This window comes from Dietzia sp. DQ11-44 (assembly GCF_014145205.1).
Taxonomy (GTDB): Bacteria; Actinomycetota; Actinomycetes; order Mycobacteriales; family Mycobacteriaceae; genus Dietzia; species Dietzia natronolimnaea.
In genome coordinates this window covers 1-1,638 of sequence record NZ_JAALEC010000178.1, presented here as the reverse complement: position 1 = coordinate 1,638, position 1,638 = coordinate 1, and the positions used below count along the sequence as shown (strand labels likewise).

The following is a 1,638-nucleotide window of genomic DNA, read 5'->3' as shown; positions in this document are numbered from 1 at the left end:
TAAGCCGTCCTTCTGGGGGCGCGACGAACTGCTGCGTCAGAAGGAGGCCGGCCCCGCCCGGCGCATGTACGCGCTCGAGGTCACGGGCCGCGGAGTCCTGCGCGCCGGCCAGACCGTGCGGGCCGGCGGACGCGACGTCGGCGTCACGAGCTCCGGCACGTTCTCGCCGACGCTGAAGACGGGGATCGCGCTCGCGTTCGTCGAGCTGGACGCCGGCCTGAAGAAGGGCGACGAGGTCGTCGTCGACGTACGGGGGCGAGAGGTACCGTGCCGCCTCGCGGTACCCCCGCTCGTCGAGATCCGCACCCGCTGACCCGCCCCTTCTCACCTAAGCGAGACGACATGTCCCAGTTCGACATCCGCCCCTCGGCCACACCGAGGACGGCCGCCGAGCGCGAAGCCATCCTCGCCGCTCCCGGCTTCGGCAAGCACTTCACCGACCACATGGTCACCCTCCCGTATTCCGACGGGGCCTGGGGTACCCCCACCGTCGAGGCCTACGCCCCGCTGTCGATCGACCCCTCCGCCGTGGTGCTGCACTACGCCCAGACGATCTTCGAGGGCCTCAAGGCGTACCGGCAGGCCGACGACTCCATCGCCTCCTTCCGCCCGGAGCAGAACGCGGCGCGCTTCAACCGGTCCGCGCAGCGTCTGGCCATGCCGACGCTGCCCGAGGAGTTGTTCATGGAGTCCCTCCGGCAGATCGTGGCGATCGACCGCGACTGGGTTCCCGCCGCCGGCGGGGAGGAGGCGCTCTACCTGCGGCCCTTCATGATCGCGACGGAGACCGGCCTGGGAGTACGGCCGGCCGACGAGTACCTCTACTCGGTCATCGCCTCGCCCGCCGGCGCCTACTTCTCGCGTGGTGTGGCCCCCGTGAGCGTCTGGCTGAGCACCGAGTACGTGCGGGCCAGCCCCGGCGGAACCGGCGCGGCGAAGTTCGGGGGAAACTACGCGGCGTCGCTGCGTGCTCAGGAGCAGGCCGCCGCCGAGGGCTGCGACCAGGTGGTCTGGCTGGACGCGATCGAGCGGAAGTACGTCGAGGAGATGGGCGGGATGAATCTGTTCTTCATCCTCGGCGCCGGGGACTCGGCGGAGATCGTCACCCCGGAACTGTCCGGTTCGCTGCTGCCCGGTGTGACCCGCGACAGTCTGATCCAGTTGGCGCGCCATCTCGGCTACCCGGTGACCGAGCGGAAGGTCTCGGTCGAGGAGTGGGAGACCGGGGTCGCCTCCGGCGCGATCACCGAGGTGTTCGCCTGTGGGACCGCCGCCGTGATCACCCCGGTCGGCTCGGTCAAGCACGCCGAGGGCGGGTACACGGTCGCCGACGGCGGGCCCGGCGAGATCACCATGCGTCTCCGCGAGACACTCACCGGGATCCAGCGAGGGTCCGTCGAGGACACCTTCGGGTGGATGACCACGCTCGCCTGACCGGGCCCGCCTGACCGGCCCCGCGTCCGGTCCCGCGTGATCGGCCCCGCGTGATCGGCCCCGCGTCCGGCCCCCGTCCGGCCCGATTCCATCGCCAAGAGCGTTCCGCACACGTTTCTCGAGTAGGGGGTGTGCGGAACGCTCTTCTCGTTGATGCGCGGGCCTTTCCGTGACGCGTATCAGGCCAGGATGACGGCGATGACC

At 70.6% G+C, this 1,638-nt stretch carries 2 protein-coding genes; both read left to right on the top strand.

Annotated features, from left to right (window positions below; genetic code table 11):
• Nucleotides 1-313 (top strand): glycine cleavage T C-terminal barrel domain-containing protein (locus G6018_RS05575; protein ID WP_277817755.1); only part of this gene is annotated, 313 nt, incomplete at its 5' end.
• A gap of 29 nt (nt 314-342) precedes the next feature.
• Nucleotides 343-1,434, top strand: coding sequence for a branched-chain amino acid aminotransferase (locus tag G6018_RS05570; protein WP_182639076.1), 1,092 nt, complete (start codon nt 343-345; stop codon nt 1,432-1,434).
• The last annotated feature ends 204 nt before the right edge of the window (nt 1,435-1,638 follow it).

Coding starts and splice junctions, on each gene's coding strand:
- G6018_RS05570 (WP_182639076.1), top strand. CDS start 343: ATGTCCCAGTTCGACATCCGCCCCTCGGCCACACCGAGGACGGCCGCC.